Origin of the sequence: Nitrobacter sp. TKz-YC02 (genome assembly GCF_049852135.1) — a bacterium.
GTDB lineage: Bacteria > Pseudomonadota > Alphaproteobacteria > Rhizobiales > Xanthobacteraceae > Nitrobacter > Nitrobacter vulgaris.
This window is the reverse complement of record NZ_CP180728.1, coordinates 3,077,551-3,092,046: the sequence shown is the minus strand read 5'-3', so window position 1 is coordinate 3,092,046 and position 14,496 is coordinate 3,077,551. Positions and strand designations below refer to the sequence as shown.

Sequence of the window (14,496 nt, the reverse complement as noted above, 5' to 3'; positions counted from 1 at the left end):
ACAATCGGGCATCCTTCAACAGGTCTCGCCATGACCCTGACATTTGAAGATTTCCCCCTCGGCCATTTTGGCACTTTCGGGCCGCGGCATGTCAGTCGTGACGAAATCATCGCATTCGCATCCGAGTTCGATCCGCAGCCCATGCATCTCGATGAGGCGGCGGCGAAGCATACCATGCTGCGCGGGCTATCGGGTTCGGGCTGGCATTTGTGTTCGCTTATGATGCGCATGATGTTTGACGGTTATATCGGACGGACCGCTTCGCTCGGCTCTCCCGGCGTTGATGAAGTCCGCTGGCTGTCGCCGCTGCGGCCGGACGACGATCTGATGCTGGACGTCGATGTGACTGCGGCGCGGGCGTCGCGCAGCCGTCCGGAGATGGGAATCGTGACCTTCGCGATGCGCATGCGCAATGCTTCCGGCCAGGTATTGCTCGAGGCGGTGTCTCCGATCATGATCCGGCGCCGTGCGGAGCAGACGGCGCGGAGCTGAATCCTTGGGTTATTTCGAAGACATGGGGGTCGGGCAGCGTCGTGATCTCGGTTCGTTTATCTTCACCGGCGATCTCATCAAGACATTCGCGTCACAATTCGACCCGCAGCCGTTTCACCTCGACGATGATGAGGGCCGCAAATCACTGTTCGGCGGTCTGGCAGCCTCCGGCTGGCATATCGTTTCGGTTTGGATGAAGCTGATGGTCGCGGACAGTCAGCGTGAGGCAGTGGAAGCCGCCGCGCGCGGCGAAAAGCCGGGGATGTGGGGTCCGTCGCCCGGATTTCGCGACCTGCGCTGGCTGAAACCGGTACTGGCGGGGGATACTGTCAGTTATGCCAGCGAAGTCGAATCGCTGAGAGCCTCCCGCTCCCGTCCGGAATGGGGCGTTATGCAAATACGTAACACCGGCACGAACCAGCGCGGCGAACTGGTTTTTTCCTTTTTGGGCTCAGTTTTCGTCCCGCGCCGGCTTCCGCAGGATTGAGGGGTTGCACGATTGACCTAGTTTGGAGGAATTTTATTCGAAAACGAGCCTCTTTTAAGGAATTGTGAACCCTCAGACAGTCTTGTCGAAACGCGTCAGGGTAAGGGGCAGGGGGACGCCATGGCAGATCGCGCTGGATTGAAGATCGTCGGCTTGCTGTTCGCGAGCGTGACGCTGGCCGTAACGCTCGCAACGTGGACCGTAGTGAAGCGCTACTCAGACGGCGTATATTCGCTGGACAGTGTCGCAGTCGCGCACATCCCCGCTCGCTGACCCTGCTGAAACATCCGTTCAGCCGGCCGGGCCAAGCCTGGCTTCAAGCGCGGCGATCCGTTCCTTCAGCGTCTCATTGTCCTCGCGCGCAAGCCGCGCCATCTCCTTCACAGACTCGAACTCCTCGCGCTTGACCAAATCGAGATCGCGCAGGATCTTCTCTGCCTGATGGCGGACCACCGCGTCGACCTCACGCTTGAGCCCCTGAGCCACTCCGGCGGTATCGTTCATAAGCCGTCCAATCTCGTCGAAAAACCGGTTGCTGGTCTGGGTCATCTACTATCTCCGGTTAGCGGCAAGATCGCCATGTCACCGAGAGAGAATGGCGATCCCGACACGGCAGTTCAAGCCCGCTTGATCTTTCGAACCGCCGCAAGCCTTGTTGGGGCCGGATTTCCCTTGCAATCGTTACGCGGCCGTTCGAGACGTGGATGCCCACGGCAAGCGCGGGCATGACGCCTTGGATAGAACGAATCCGATGTTTCTCCTCATCACCTATCCCGTCTTCGATCCCGTTGCCATTTCGCTCGGTCCGATCGCGATCCGCTGGTATGCGCTGGCCTATATCGGCGGTATCATGCTCGGCTGGCTTTATGCGCGGGCGTTGCTCAGGAGCGAGAAGCTCTGGGGGGGACCGGCGCCGATCTCGGTGGTGCAGCTCGACGATTTTATCCTCTGGGTGACGATCGGCATCATCGTCGGCGGCCGCGTTGGCTATGTGCTATTCTACAATCTGGATTTCTTCAGCCACCATCCCGCCCAGATCTTTCAGCTCTGGAACGGCGGCATGTCGTTTCACGGCGGCTTCATGGGCTGCGTTGCGGCGGTAATCCTGTTCTGCCGCAGGCACGGCCTGCCGATCCTGTCGCTTGGGGATGTCGCCACCGCGGTCGGGCCGATCGGCCTTTTTCTTGGCCGTATCGCCAACTTCATCAACAGCGAATTGTGGGGGCGTCCGGCTGACCCGAGCCTGCCCTGGGCCATGGTGTTTCCTAACGGCGGCCCGCTGCCGCGGCATCCGAGCCAGCTTTACGAGGCCACGCTCGAGGGGCTGGTACTGTTCACGATCCTCGCGCTGATGATCCGCTTCGGCGCGCTCAAGCGGCCGGGCCTGATTCTTGGCAGCTTCATCACGCTGTACGCGCTGGCGCGGATTGTCGCCGAATTCTTCCGCGAGCCGGATCCACAGCTCGGATTTCTGTGGGGCGGATTGACCATGGGAATGCTATTGTCGATACCGATGGTTATCGCTGGACTCGCCATTGTCTATGCCGCCTGGTCCCGCGGTTCGCGGGCACCAGACGCACGAGCGATTCCGAATCCGGGCAAGGTCGATCGTGGCTGAACCTTCTCCGCTGTTGGCCGAGATCAAGAAGCTGATCAAGACGTCCGGTCCGCTGCCGGTCTGGCGCTACATGCAGCTTTGCCTGACCCATCCCCAGCACGGCTACTATATCGCCCGCGACCCATTGGGGCGCGAGGGTGATTTCATCACGTCGCCCGAAGTCAGCCAGATGTTCGGCGAACTGCTCGGGTTGTGGGGCGCCTCGGTGTGGCGGTCGATCGGCTCTCCGGCCACGCTGCGGCTAATTGAGTTCGGCCCCGGCCGCGGCACCATGATGGCGGATGCGCTACGCGCGTTGCGGGTGCTGCCACCCATGTATCAGGCGCTCAGCGTCCATCTGATCGAAATTAATCCGGCGCTGAGGGAAAAGCAAAAGGCGGCGCTGTCCAGCGCGCCGAACATCCATTGGCACGCGAGCTTGGACGAGGTGCCGGAGGGACCGGCGATCATCCTTGCCAACGAATACTTTGACGTGCTTCCGATCCATCAGATGGTCAAGCGCGACGACGGCTGGCACGAGCGGGTTGTCGATATCGATGGCAGCGGTCAACTCGTGTTCGGCGCCAACGTTGCGCCAACGTTGCGCTTCGACATGCTGCTGCCGCCGCTGGTGCGCGCGGCGCCGGTCGGGGCCATTTTCGAGTGGCGCCCGGATGCCGAGATCATGTCCATCGCAACCCGCGTTCGCGATCACGGCGGCGCTGCGCTGATCATCGATTACGGCCATGTGCGCAGCGACGCGGGCGATACCTTTCAGGCTATCGCAAGGCATAGCTTCGCCGATCCGCTGAAATATCCCGGTCAGGTGGACGTGACAGCCCATGTGGATTTCGAGGCGCTTGCCCGCGCAGCCGAGGATGTCGGCGCCCGCGTGCACGGGCCGGTGACGCAGGGAGAATTTTTGCGACGGCTCGGCATCGAGTCCCGCGCCGTCAACCTGATGGCGAAAGCAACTCCTGAAACATCCGACAGCATTGCGACGGCGCTGAAGCGTCTAATCGAGGGGGGCCGTGGCGGCATGGGATCGATGTTCAAGGTGATCGGCGTCTCCGATCCCGGTCTCACCGAATTGGTGGGACTGAGCGATCGGGAGCGTCGCGGTGGAATGAGGGCGCCGTGACGCTGGCATCCACCCTGCTTTCGACGGTTTCCGGGCTGCGGCACGCCTTTTTCACCCGTGAAGGCGGTGTCTCGCAGAGCATCTACGCGAGTTTGAATGCTGGCATCGGTTCGCAGGATGACCCGGCGCATGTCACCGAGAACCGGCGCCGCATGGCTGAGATGATGGGCGTTGCGCCAGGGAATTTTCTCTCGCTCTACCAGTTCCACTCGTCCGATGCCGTAGTCGCCGACAGGGCTTGGGACGTGTCATCCCGGCCGCGTGCGGATGCCATCGTCACGCGAACCCCTGGGCTTTCGATCGGCGTGACCGCGGCCGACTGCGGCCCGATCCTGTTCGCCGATCCGCAAGCCCGCGTCATCGGCGCGGCACATGCCGGCTGGAAGGGCGCGCTGACGGGCGTGCTGGAAAAGACCATCGATGCGATGGAAGCGCTTGGCGGCCAGCGCCGCGACATGGCCGTTGCCATTGGTCCGCTGATCCGCCAGCAAAGCTACGAGGTTGGAGCCGAATTCGTCGCGCGATTCAGGGAAGCCGATCCGGACAATGAGCGGTTCTTCGTTCGATCGGAGCGCGACGGTCATGCCATGTTCGATCTCGGCGGCTTCATCCGGATGCGGCTTGAACGCGCTGGCGTGCTGACGATCGACGATACCGGCATCGATACTTATTCAAACGAACGCTTCTTCAGCTATCGCCGCTCGGTGCATCGCGAGGAGCCGGATTTCGGCCGCCACGTCCACGCGATCGTGCTGGACGCCGATTAACCGCGCCGGATGCCGACGGTCGACGATCGCGCATGCCGTGTGGCGAAGCTCCGCTCAGGGCAGAACGGGCGCGTGCTACCACCCGGCAACCGCAGGACGGCCTTTTTTCGCAGACGGCAGATGTCGGCGAGCGTGGTCGGCTTCGCCGCATTAAGCTGTCATTGACGTCCGATTCCGCGGGATCTACGCCGGATTCCGCAGGCGGCGTATTGCCAGACTTGGCCACTCCTTGATACACCGCCTCCGCGGGATCGGAGAGGCTCTCGGGAGACGGGATGTTGAACGTTGTATCCACCACATCGCGGGGAGACGCGTCGATGTCCGCCAAGAACGGCGCCGTCAAGCTGGTCGCCGGCAACTCCAATCTGGTGCTGGCGCGGGAAATCGGCAGATGGCTTGGGCTTGAACTCACGAAAGCCAGCGTCCGTCGCTTCGCCGACAACGAGATCTTCGTCGAAGTCCTGGAGAATGTGCGCGGCTCGGACGTCTACGTCATCCAGTCGACCTCGTATCCGACCAATGACCACCTGATGGAGCTTTTAATCATCACGGACGCTCTGCGCCGCGCCTCTGCGCGCCGGATCACCGCGGTGATTCCCTATTTCGGCTATGCGCGGCAGGATCGAAAGGTCGGTTCGCGCTCACCGATTTCGGCCAAGCTGGTGGCCAACCTGATCACGCGCGCCGGGACGGATCGCGTGCTGACGCTTGATCTGCACGCGGGGCAAATTCAAGGCTTTTTCGATATTCCGACCGACAATCTCTACGCGTCTCCGGTGATGGTCCGCGATATCAAGGAGCGGTTCGAGCTCGGCAAGCTGATGGTGGTATCGCCCGACGTCGGCGGCGTGGTGCGCGCGCGCGGTCTTGCCAAGCGCATTAGTGCTCCGCTGGCGATTATCGACAAGCGCCGCGAGCGTGCCGGCGAATCCGAGGTCATGAACGTGATCGGCGATGTCGCGGGCTATACGTGCATTCTGATCGACGACATCGTCGATTCCGGCGGCACTCTGGTCAATGCCGCCGACGCGCTTCTCGCTAACGGCGCCCGGGACGTCTATGCCTATATCACTCACGGGGTGCTGTCCGGCGCCGCCGCCGCACGCATCGCCGGCTCAAAACTGAAAGAGCTGGTCATTACCGACTCGATCCAGCCGACCGACGCCGTGAGCAAGACCGGCAACATCCGCCTACTGTCGATCGCCGGATTGATCGGCGAGGCGATCAACCGCACTGCTGCCGAACAATCAGTATCGAGCCTGTTCGACTGAACGGCAGATTGAAGTGAGGACACTAAAGTCTGATCCAGGCTCGATCTGGATCAAACTTTAATATCCTCGCTGCAAGAGCAGTATGCTCACTCGTTGCGCAGGTTCTCAGCTGTGCGTTTCCATTGCGCGACGTTGTCCGCGATTATCCGGGTCGACTTCATCGCGGCCTGACTCAACTGAGCATAGCCCGAGATTTCGCGCTGGACCCGCTGTCCTTCCGCATGAAGCAGATCGCGGAGGCTTTCAAGTTCGGTCACGAGGTTCTCGATCTCGGCGAGCGAAGTTCCGGCGACACGCTGGATCAGCGAGTTGACGTTGTTCACCGTTGCTTCCGTGTTCGGCTCCAGCTTCGCGTCGGGGTTCGGAGCACCCGCGGCGGGACCGGCAGCGGGACGGCGCAGATAGGCGATGTCGTTGCGCACGAAATCGCGAATACCCGCCTCTACCTCCGAGACGGCGGCAAGGTTCGTATCGGCTTCGGGCGTGCTTGGTTCTTCTTTTTCAGATGGAGTGGCATTCATCGGCTTGTTCCCTGTTTCGCGTTGAGCGAGCGCGGTTGTCCCCCCGCACGACGAGTTTCTAGCTACGGTATCAGGGCTGCTGATTTTGACAACATCGGGGCCGATCTGCGGCGAGCAGCGTTCAATCCCCGAAATCAGGCGCTGGCGGGGTCACCACTTGCGCTTGAACGCTGCGGTCAGGCTCGCGTTCGGGGGACCTTGCGGCGTTTCGCTGACCGAGCCGGCGACGCTGATGTCGTCGAACAGCTTCTGTTCGGCACCGATCCTGCGAAGCCATTTATTATCGTTTGTTGAAAGCGACTGTCCCGCGATCAGGCTGGTGCCGGTGTCGGTCAGGCTCAGTTTGGCCGAGTGGTCGGTTTTATACTGTCGCGTTCCTTTGATGCCTGGGATCGACAGCGCGTCCTGTTGAGTGACGTTGTAGCCATTCTGAAGGGTAACCGCATAGCGGCCGTCGCTGAGAGGCAGGGATTTGCTCAGCGACGTATCGAGCATGGTTTGAGCCCGGGCGGGGTCGATCCGTGCTTCAAGCGCGGTCTTGTCCCAGATCTGCCCCAGGCCGGGCGCGGTAGCGGCCGCCCATGCCTGACCCGAGGACTGCGATGGGCGGGCATCGGTTGCAAGTTTGTTCGCTGCCGGTTCCGACGCCGTCAGCGGCGACGGTTGACGTATGACGGTCAGGTCGGTCCCGATCCGTGTGTCCCAGAGCGGTGAAACCGAGCGTCTTGCGGTAAGGGCGGCGGAGCCGTCCGCATTATCGCGGGAGGTCCAGGCAAGTTCGGGGTCGGATGCGGGTTGCGACGATGACTGTGAATGACGAACCTGCGGCGGCATTTCCTTCGAGAGGGTAAAGCCGTCGGTCTCGAGTTGGCTCCAGTCGATTTCGGAATCCGCGGGTAGGTTGCCATCAGGCGCGATGTACTCCGCCGGGTTGCCGGGAACGTCGGCATCTTGCGATTGTGCCGATAAGGCTCCGGTTATCCAGCCGGCAGCAACCGCCAGAAGCAGTAAACCCGCACGCCGTATGATCCTCGAAGCCATGGGTTCTGCCAGTCCGCCAATCCGAAGCCGTACATTGCGGCCGCGTGTGTTCGAAATTATGGCGCGCGAGCATGCGCGCATCGGCGCGATGCCTATATGCTCATCATGGTAAATTCTATCTCGCCCGCGACCGCGCGGTTGCGTTGGCCTTCACCGATACTGATCTGCAGGAAATATTAGAATCGATCACGTTCGATTCTGACGCGTTTTCTTCACACGAACAGGTATCCACTTCGTTCGAAAACGCTATAAGCGTCAGGCCTTCACCGTTTTCCGTTTCGCTGTCTTGCCGGAGTTTTTCTTCAGCGCGACCGCCTGTTCCGCCGCAAACGTATCCGCTGCCCGCCGCATCGCGCGCGCGTAGCTGTCGGCGGCGTTGTCGGCGGACATCCGCAGCCGCCTCGCGGCAGCGGTGCCTTCCTCGAACGCGTGTTTTGCCATTTGTCGCAAACGCTGTTTGCCTGCAACATCCTTCGCTTTCGCCGCAAGAGCGAGATAGCGGTCGCGCCGAGTCTTCACAGCCGCCGTCAGGTTTTTGTGTTGCTGCTTCGCAAGCTGCCGGATGATGACGTCAAGATCGGCATCCGCCATGGATGGTGCCCCCGCACGATGATGTGATGAGAAAATCGCTTCATGCTTAGAGCATGACCACGAAAAGTGAAAATCGTTTTTCGGATAAAGATCATGATCAATCAAAAAAGAAAAACAAGTCTCAATGCCCACTCATGACCAGCGTCTTGACGGGAAGCACAAGGGCTTGGATGCGCAACAGCATGGCATGCACGATCCCCACGGCGTCTACGGCGTGGAGCGCGAAGCGCTTGAAGGCCCCGGTATCTTTTGACGCGATCTGGTCGTGGTTGCTGGTGTAGGCGTTGACGATGCAACTGCTTCCCGGTGTGATGCCCTCCAGGCCGCCTTTGTAGAGCGGCTCGAGGAAGACGAGAATCGAGCCTGGACGCAGAGTCTGCGCTGCCTCGACGAGCTGCTCGCCGCCACGGAACTGGCCGGCCGCGATGTAGTCCTGTACGCTGGTGATCACCATCGGAATAATGGTCCACGGCTTCGAAATGCAGGTGGCCTCCGCCACCATTCCGACCTTCATCACCTGCGCTTCGATCTGGCCGAACCCCGCCGACAGGACCCGTTTGCCCGCGCCCTCCGGGATCAGGATTCCCGCCGATCGCATCATCGGGTTGACGATATCGCCAGGCCGTAACAAAAACTGCTCGACGCGTCCGTCAACGCCGGCGCGAATGTAGGTCTTGTCGAGATCGACCTGCGCCTGTGCCAGCGCCGCCTCGGCGCTGGCCTTCTCCGCGGGAAGAAGCGATGTCATGCGGGTCATCGCGGATTGTTTGGCCGCATTGGCGGCATTGACGGTGCCCTCCCGTCCCGCGAGCAGGACCTCGAGTTTCTCGATGTCGCGTTGGGGGACGATCCCCGGATTGCGCCTTTGCAGTTCGCGCTTCACGTTAAGCTCGTCGGACGTCTGTTTGTATGCGCTTTTGGCTTCTTGGATCTGGGCATCCGCCTTGATGATATCGACCTGTGCAGCGCCAAGCGCGGCATCCACCTCAGCGATCTTGCGCCGAGCGGTTTCCAGCGCTGCGTCCTGTTTCGTGCTGTCGAGCTTGAAGATCACGTCGTTCTTTTTCACGGGCGCGCTGAAATCGACACGAACCTCGGCCACCCGTCCGATTGTCTCGGGGATGATCGGGACGGTCCTGAAGTACAGGGTCGCTGTCGTCGTCGAGGGATGGAAATAGAAGATCACCGTGATCAGAGCGACCGTGAGCATCAAACAGGCGGTAATGCCCCACCTCAGCTCGAACCAGACGGAGTAGAGCGTGATTTCGCGGCCAAGCCGCTTTCCCTGCGCGTAGCGCCGGTAAAGATAATCGGGGACGATCGTCAGCAGCGAACAGAGCAGCAGTTCAAACATGACCCGGCAACCCGCTAGCGCCGGCATCACCCTCGCCGGGTTCCTTTTTGTCGGGCGCCTTTGCCAAATCCGGTTTCGTCAGGTCTGGTTTCGCCAAGTCCAGTTTCGCCAAGTCCGGTGCGGCGGTAGTCGCGATATCGTGCGCCGGTCGGGGCGTTTCCGTGCCCGGCTGGACGCCGGCAATTGTCGCCACGGAGCCTGCGATGCTGCGCAGCGGGGTGCTGAAATCCGGCAGGTCGATCATCGCCAGCAACAGTCCCGCCACCCAGAACACATGCATGTGGGTGAACAGCGCCAGTAAGCCGAGAACGGCGACAATCTCGAACTGCAGCTTCTGCGATCTGTGCGCCATCCGCTCCGGCAGGGTATGCAGCCGCAGATAGATATTGCCGACCGCCAGAACGGCTCCAAGCAGGATGACGCCGACAGCCACCATCAAGACATCCGTGTCACCGGGCGCTGTAATGAACGAGGGAAGATCGTGGGGGGCGTTTGGATGAAGCAACTCGCTCAAGCGGTCCTCCATTCCGGAAACAACCAACTGAAAAAGTATAGCCGGCATTTGCCGAAGGCTGGCATCATTGCACAGGCTTGGAATTTGGCAAGTACGATAAGCGACGCCGGCATTTTTGCGGCGTCGGTATCCGTCATGTCGAGAGCACGGCGAGCTTTTCGTGATTGTTTGGCCGACGGCGCCCGGTCACTTCTTCTTCCAGCCGCCGCGGTGTCCCGGTGCACCGCCGGATGAGCGCGGCCGTGGACCGAATTCAGGTCCGGATTCGCGTGAATTGGTCGGTTGGAAAATCTTGCTTTCGGTCCCCGGACCCATTTCGTCGAGCGTCGGTTTGCGCGGCTTCGGACGCGTGCCGGTCGGCTTGACCTCGTGCCAGGTGGCGATACCCATTTCGTCGAGCGAGGGTTTATGGATTTTTGAGGTTGAGGAGGCGCGCTTGCCAAACTTTCCGGACGGCCTGCCTTGTGCCGCTTTATCCAAACGCGCTGGCAGATTCGCCGCATCGCCGTATTTCTTCGCGCCGGCATAGGCGCCTGCTTTTGCCGCGACCCCGCGCTGCTTGATGGTGGGATCATCGACCACGGCCAGCTCGGTGGCGCGCAGCCGCTTGACCTCATCGCGCAGCCTTGCGGCTTCCTCAAAGTTCAGGTCGGCGGCGGCCTCGCGCATCCGCGTTTCCAGATCGGAGAGAACGGCCTCGAAATTGTGGCCGATCGCGATCGCGTCGTCCGACCAGGAATTCCCCTTGCCGCCGTCGCCGATCTCCACCAGCACATGATCGCGCTCATAGACGCTGTTGAGAATGTCGCCGATGGACTTCTTGACGCTTTCCGGCGTGATGCCGTTGGCGGTGTTGTATTCCACCTGCTTTTCGCGGCGGCGGTCGGTCTCGGCGATGGCGCGTTGCATCGATCCGGTGACCTGATCGGCATAGAGGATCACCCGGCCGTCGACGTTGCGGGCCGCGCGGCCGATGGTCTGGATCAGCGAGGTCTCGCTGCGCAGGAATCCCTCTTTATCCGCGTCGAGGATGGCGACCAGCGCGCATTCCGGAATATCGAGACCCTCGCGCAGCAGGTTGATGCCGACCAGCGCGTCGAAAGCTCCAAGCCTGAGATCGCGGATGATCTCGATGCGCTCGATGGTGTCGATATCCGAGTGCATGTAACGGACGCGGATGCCCTGCTCGTGCAGATATTCGGTGAGGTCCTCCGCCATGCGTTTGGTCAGCACAGTGATGAGCGAGCGATAGCCGTTCGCAGCCGTTGCGCGGACCTCGCCCACGAGGTCGTCGACCTGCGTGCGAGCAGGGCGGATGTCGACCGGCGGATCGATCAGCCCGGTCGGACGGATCACCTGCTCGACGAAGACCCCGCCGCTCTCGTTCAGCTCCCATGCACCCGGCGTGGCGGATACCGCGACCGATTGCGGGCGCATCATGTCCCATTCCTCGAAACGCAGCGGCCGGTTGTCCATGCAGGAGGGCAGGCGGAATCCGTATTCGGCGAGCGTGGCCTTGCGGCGGAAGTCGCCGCGGAACATGCCGCCGATCTGCGGCACGCTGACGTGGCTCTCGTCGGCAAACACCAGCGCGTTGTCGGGCACGTATTCGAACAAGGTCGGTGGCGGCTCGCCCGGGCGGCGGCCGGTGAGATAGCGTGAATAGTTCTCGATGCCGGCGCAGCTTCCGGTGGCCTCCATCATTTCGAGATCGAAGGTGGTGCGTTGCTCCAGCCGCTGCGCTTCCAGCAGGCGCCCCTGCGTGTGCAGTTCGTCGAGCCGCATCTTGAGTTCGGATTTGATCGACTTGATCGCCTGCACCAGCGTCGGACGCGGCGTCACATAGTGCGAATTGGAATAGACCTTGATGAAATCCAGTTCATCCTGCTTGTGGCCGGTGAGGGGATCGAACTCCTCGATGCTCTCCACCTCGTCGCCGAATAGGTTCACGCGCCAGGCGCGGTCTTCGTAGTGCGCCGGGAAGATATCGATGACGTCGCCGCGCACGCGGAAAGTGCCGCGGGTGAAGTCGGCCGATGTGCGTTTGTATTGCAGCGCCACGAGGTCGGCGATGAGCTGACGCTGGTCGATGCGCTCGCCGCGCCTCAGGGCGAAGGTCATCGCAGTGTAGGTCTCGACCGAGCCGATACCATAGATGCACGACACCGAGGCGACGATGATGACGTCGTCGCGCTCCAGCAGCGCACGCGTCGCCGCGTGGCGCATGCGGTCGATCTGCTCGTTGATCGAGGAATCTTTCTCGATATAGGTGTCGGTGCGCGGCACGTAGGCTTCAGGCTGATAGTAGTCGTAATAACTGACGAAGTATTCCACTGCGTTGTCGGGGAAGAAGTTCTTGAATTCACCGTAGAGCTGCGCTGCCAGCGTCTTGTTTGGCGCGAGGATAAGGGCTGGGCGCTGCGTGGCTTCGATCACCTTGGCCATGGTGTAGGTCTTTCCGGAGCCGGTGACGCCGAGCAGCACCTGGGTGCGGTCGTTGCGCTGGATGCCTTCCACCAGTTCGCGGATTGCCTGTGGCTGGTCGCCTTTGGGCTGATACTCCGATTTGATCTCGAACCGCACGCCGCCTTCGCTCTTCTCCGGTCGCGGCGGCCGGTGCGGTGTCCATACTTTCATCCCGCCATCGTCGCCGCGAAATTCGGGGCGGCCGTCGCGGATCAGATTCTCCAGTGCTTCAGCGGTCGCCTTGACGCCAAGGCCTTCCATCTTGCTGCGCGGTGGCCGCGCCAACGCTTCATCGTCATCCTCGGCGGTTGGTAGGCCCAACTGCCGCGCCAGTTCCGGATCGAGCGTTGGGATGGTGGCGGACGTGCCGTAGTTCGGCGTCGCGAATTCCGCTTGCGGCGCTTCGTCGAAGCCCTTTTGCTTTACCTCGCCCTTGAGGGGAGAGACTTGCCTTTCTCTCTCCCTGTCACTCGCTCCGCTGGCGGGAGGGGAGCGAGACGCATCCCGTTTTGTCGTCGCATCGTCCTTGCCGCGCGTGGAGGCTCGCGCGCGATGCGCCGCAGCCTCGCCGCCGGAACGGCGGTCCCACGAATTGTCCGGCGGCGGTTGCAATCCGGTGCCGGACCCGAGCCCGGCGTCGCCGCGGTTAATCGCCGGATTGAGCAATTCAGCGAGCGCAGGTCCGATCGGCTGCACCTCGGGACGATGTGCCTTCGACTTCGGGGCTTTAGACTTCTGAGCGCTCGGCGGTTTACCGGGTTGTTTAGGAGGATTGGGAGGCTTCGCCATGCCGGCAATATGGGGCGAATCCAGCCCGCAAGAAAGAGCGCAATCACACGGATGCACATACCGTGATCACGCCTTCGGCGATGATGACCTCGACACGACCTTTCGCAGGCAATCGCGGCACAGGCAATCGCCGCCTTCGGTCGGCATTGGCAGCCGCCCGGCCTCCTCGGCGCACCAGCAGTTCCCAGACAGATCGCAAGTGAATTCCGTTCCGCACCCGGAACAGGCGAGGCGGCGAATGGCTTGCTGTCCGGTCGGGCGTGTCATGGCGGCGGGTGTGCTCTCATAGCGTTTTCGAGCGAAGTGGAATCCGGTTCGCGTGAAGAAAACGCGTCAATCAAAAAACTAGAGTCTTTCACCGCTTCCGTGAAGCGGTGAAAGACTCTAGGCCGGGTTGATCGATGCGCATCATAGTTCCGGATCTATACGGATGAAATCCGGCCCGCGCATTCTTTCAGGGCGAGATTATTCCGCCGCGCGAAGGCGATGGATCGGGAGACGGCGGTCGATTCCGCGCAGTGAGAGGTAGTAGTCGGCATCCGCCGGATTGTCGGTGCGACGAATGAGATCGGTCACCGGCGCATAGCTCAGCATTCGGCCGCCGTCCGGAAGCGCGGTACAAATGAAGCGCAGCACCTCGCCGTTTCTGAGTTTGATATTTATCGGGGTCGGATCGCCCGCGCGTACCATCCCAACGCGCTCGGAGATGAAATGGCTAAGCTCATCTTGCGGCAGCTCGTACGCGCCGGTATCGCGGCCATGATACATTAGCGCGATAAACGGCGGCTTGCTGTCGGCCTTCTCGTCAGGCAGCGAGAAGTAATTCCGGAACGCGCGGTTGATGAATTCGGCACGGGTGTCTGCGTCGAGCATGACGATCCCGATGTCGGTCTGGTTGAGGGCGGTGGACAGCCGTGCCGCTGTCGCGTGCCGCTCGCGCTCCCGTCTGAGCGCATTCATCATCCGCAACCGCAACAAACCGGTGATCAAGGCGGTGCCGCCGGCGGCCAGGGTCAGCAATCCAAGACGAAAAACGATGGAACCGTCAACGACCGTGGCATTGTAGTCGTTAAGAATTCCTGCGGAGGCTAAAACGGCTATTCCGGCACTGATCAGACCGGAAACTGTGCCACCAAGCGATCCGGCGAGTGCGACGACACAAATATATAGCGCTGACAGGTCCGGAAAGGCGGCAACGTTGCGATCGGCATAAATCGACGCGCTTGCGATCAAAATCGCGAAAGCCGGACCCAACATTGTTCGCCAGTCGATGTGCATCGCCGTTCCATGATACCGAATGAGACTAAATCCGGTTCGCGAACAACTAGTTGCACGATCGCGAGATTTTCGTTGCCAGCGTTAATGGCGCTTAACGCGGCGGCGCACGATTTGAAATGAATTGCGCTGCCCGAGATCTAATCCAAGGAATCGGGCCGCGTGGGTTTGCTCGCCACAGCCTGAGGCC

16 protein-coding genes are annotated in these 14,496 nt (G+C 61.3%); 7 read left to right on the top strand and 9 right to left on the bottom strand.

Features of this window, described 5'->3' with window-relative positions; genetic code table 11:
• Nucleotides 1-30 precede the first annotated feature (30 nt).
• From ACM561_RS14890 to ACM561_RS14880, 3 genes are all read left to right on the top strand, one after another.
• Entirely contained in the window at nt 31-492 is a 462-nt protein-coding gene (locus ACM561_RS14890; RefSeq protein ID WP_425906007.1) for a MaoC family dehydratase, read from the top strand.
• 4 nt (nt 493-496) lie between these two features.
• Nucleotides 497-979: a MaoC family dehydratase gene (locus tag ACM561_RS14885; protein ID WP_425906006.1), complete on the top strand. Its 483-nt coding sequence runs from the start codon at nt 497-499 to the stop codon at nt 977-979.
• A gap of 120 nt (nt 980-1,099) precedes the next feature.
• Nucleotides 1,100-1,252, top strand: coding sequence for a hypothetical protein (locus ACM561_RS14880; protein ID WP_173816003.1), 153 nt, complete (start codon nt 1,100-1,102; stop codon nt 1,250-1,252).
• A gap of 18 nt (nt 1,253-1,270) precedes the next feature.
• On the opposite strand, the gene ACM561_RS14875 is transcribed toward ACM561_RS14880, so the two are convergent.
• Nucleotides 1,271-1,528: an accessory factor UbiK family protein gene (locus ACM561_RS14875; protein WP_425906004.1), complete on the bottom strand. Its 258-nt coding sequence runs from the start codon at nt 1,526-1,528 to the stop codon at nt 1,271-1,273.
• Nucleotides 1,529-1,730: 202 nt separating this feature from the next.
• Here ACM561_RS14875 and lgt point away from each other — a divergent pair, with 202 nt between their 5' ends.
• From lgt to ACM561_RS14855, 4 genes are all read left to right on the top strand, one after another.
• Entirely contained in the window at nt 1,731-2,597 is an 867-nt protein-coding gene (gene lgt, locus ACM561_RS14870) for a prolipoprotein diacylglyceryl transferase (RefSeq protein ID WP_425906002.1), read from the top strand.
• The gene (locus ACM561_RS14865) at nt 2,590-3,717 is read left to right on the top strand and encodes a class I SAM-dependent methyltransferase (RefSeq protein WP_425906001.1); all 1,128 of its coding nucleotides are present in this window, start codon (nt 2,590-2,592) and stop codon (nt 3,715-3,717) included. Before lgt ends, ACM561_RS14865 begins: the two co-directional genes overlap by 8 nt.
• On the top strand, nt 3,714-4,484 hold the full coding sequence (gene pgeF, locus ACM561_RS14860; RefSeq protein ID WP_425906000.1) for a peptidoglycan editing factor PgeF: 771 nt from the start codon (nt 3,714-3,716) through the stop codon (nt 4,482-4,484). The genes ACM561_RS14865 and pgeF overlap by 4 nt, the downstream gene beginning before the upstream one ends.
• 317 nt (nt 4,485-4,801) lie before the next feature.
• On the top strand, nt 4,802-5,755 hold the full coding sequence (locus ACM561_RS14855; protein WP_079447683.1) for a ribose-phosphate pyrophosphokinase: 954 nt from the start codon (nt 4,802-4,804) through the stop codon (nt 5,753-5,755).
• 86 nt (nt 5,756-5,841) lie between these two features.
• On the opposite strand, the gene ACM561_RS14850 is transcribed toward ACM561_RS14855, so the two are convergent.
• From ACM561_RS14850 to ACM561_RS14815, 8 genes are all read right to left on the bottom strand, one after another.
• Nucleotides 5,842-6,276 (bottom strand): hypothetical protein, encoded by a 435-nt coding sequence (locus ACM561_RS14850; RefSeq protein ID WP_425905998.1) that lies wholly within the window; start codon nt 6,274-6,276, stop codon nt 5,842-5,844.
• Nucleotides 6,277-6,426: 150 nt separating this feature from the next.
• Nucleotides 6,427-7,317, bottom strand: a complete 891-nt coding sequence (locus ACM561_RS14845; protein WP_425905997.1) for a hypothetical protein — start codon at nt 7,315-7,317, stop codon at nt 6,427-6,429.
• Between the two features lie 255 nt (nt 7,318-7,572).
• Nucleotides 7,573-7,908, bottom strand: coding sequence for a hypothetical protein (locus tag ACM561_RS14840; RefSeq protein WP_425905995.1), 336 nt, complete (start codon nt 7,906-7,908; stop codon nt 7,573-7,575).
• A 121-nt stretch (nt 7,909-8,029) separates the two neighbouring features.
• Nucleotides 8,030-9,262 (bottom strand): HlyD family secretion protein, encoded by a 1,233-nt coding sequence (locus ACM561_RS14835; RefSeq protein WP_425905994.1) that lies wholly within the window; start codon nt 9,260-9,262, stop codon nt 8,030-8,032.
• Entirely contained in the window at nt 9,255-9,776 is a 522-nt protein-coding gene (locus ACM561_RS14830; protein ID WP_425905993.1) for a hypothetical protein, read from the bottom strand. Before ACM561_RS14830 ends, ACM561_RS14835 begins: the two co-directional genes overlap by 8 nt.
• Before the next feature lie 186 nt (nt 9,777-9,962).
• The gene (gene uvrB, locus ACM561_RS14825; RefSeq protein ID WP_425905991.1) at nt 9,963-13,031 is read right to left on the bottom strand and encodes an excinuclease ABC subunit UvrB; all 3,069 of its coding nucleotides are present in this window, start codon (nt 13,029-13,031) and stop codon (nt 9,963-9,965) included.
• A gap of 66 nt (nt 13,032-13,097) precedes the next feature.
• Nucleotides 13,098-13,298, bottom strand: a complete 201-nt coding sequence (locus tag ACM561_RS14820) for a hypothetical protein (RefSeq protein ID WP_425905989.1) — start codon at nt 13,296-13,298, stop codon at nt 13,098-13,100.
• A gap of 198 nt (nt 13,299-13,496) precedes the next feature.
• Nucleotides 13,497-14,309, bottom strand: a complete 813-nt coding sequence (locus ACM561_RS14815) for a PAS-domain containing protein (RefSeq protein WP_425905987.1) — start codon at nt 14,307-14,309, stop codon at nt 13,497-13,499.
• Nucleotides 14,310-14,496 lie beyond the last annotated feature (187 nt).

Bases quoted from the DNA above. Each gene is read 5' to 3' on its own strand.
- ACM561_RS14890 (WP_425906007.1), top strand. From the start codon at position 31: ATGACCCTGACATTTGAAGATTTCCCCCTCGGCCATTTTGGCACTTTC.
- ACM561_RS14880 (WP_173816003.1), top strand. From the start codon at position 1,100: ATGGCAGATCGCGCTGGATTGAAGATCGTCGGCTTGCTGTTCGCGAGC.
- ACM561_RS14875 (WP_425906004.1), bottom strand. From the start codon at position 1,528: ATGACCCAGACCAGCAACCGGTTTTTCGACGAGATTGGACGGCTTATG.
- lgt (WP_425906002.1), top strand. From the start codon at position 1,731: ATGTTTCTCCTCATCACCTATCCCGTCTTCGATCCCGTTGCCATTTCG.
- ACM561_RS14855 (WP_079447683.1), top strand. From the start codon at position 4,802: ATGTCCGCCAAGAACGGCGCCGTCAAGCTGGTCGCCGGCAACTCCAAT.
- ACM561_RS14850 (WP_425905998.1), bottom strand. From the start codon at position 6,276: ATGAATGCCACTCCATCTGAAAAAGAAGAACCAAGCACGCCCGAAGCC.
- ACM561_RS14845 (WP_425905997.1), bottom strand. From the start codon at position 7,317: ATGGCTTCGAGGATCATACGGCGTGCGGGTTTACTGCTTCTGGCGGTT.
- ACM561_RS14840 (WP_425905995.1), bottom strand. From the start codon at position 7,908: ATGGCGGATGCCGATCTTGACGTCATCATCCGGCAGCTTGCGAAGCAG.
- ACM561_RS14835 (WP_425905994.1), bottom strand. From the start codon at position 9,262: ATGTTTGAACTGCTGCTCTGTTCGCTGCTGACGATCGTCCCCGATTAT.
- uvrB (WP_425905991.1), bottom strand. From the start codon at position 13,031: ATGGCGAAGCCTCCCAATCCTCCTAAACAACCCGGTAAACCGCCGAGC.
- ACM561_RS14820 (WP_425905989.1), bottom strand. From the start codon at position 13,298: ATGACACGCCCGACCGGACAGCAAGCCATTCGCCGCCTCGCCTGTTCC.
- ACM561_RS14815 (WP_425905987.1), bottom strand. From the start codon at position 14,309: ATGCACATCGACTGGCGAACAATGTTGGGTCCGGCTTTCGCGATTTTG.